General features: G+C 43.7%; 1 pseudogene. It reads right to left on the bottom strand.

Annotated features, from left to right (window positions below):
• Nucleotides 1–66 precede the first annotated feature (66 nt).
• A pseudogene (locus SB725_RS32070) lies at nucleotides 67–261 on the bottom strand (1-acyl-sn-glycerol-3-phosphate acyltransferase); the annotation flags it as partial.

Below are 261 nucleotides of genomic sequence, written 5' to 3'. Positions count from 1 at the left end.
GCCCTTTTATTGACTGGCTGATATTAGCTACACTAGCTCAACTCTAACTAGTTCAACTGTAAATAATCAATCTTCAACTGGTGCGCTAAGGACTCTTGAGTGCAGCTCAGCCAACCCTTCATTCATGCGTGCTTGCAATAAATTGGTCAGCTCACTCTTGTTACGACCTTCTGGATCTATAGGCGCAAGTGGCAATACATAAGCGGTCACGTTTGTGCTATCGAGCACTTTTTTCATGCTTTCTTTCATCGTCAGCTTACC

Source organism: Pseudomonas sp. SIMBA_041 (assembly GCF_046535095.1).
Classification (GTDB): domain Bacteria; phylum Pseudomonadota; class Gammaproteobacteria; order Pseudomonadales; family Pseudomonadaceae; genus Aquipseudomonas; species Aquipseudomonas mucoides.
Note: the sequence above shows the minus strand (reverse complement) of the source record. Positions and strands in the feature narration are given on the sequence as shown.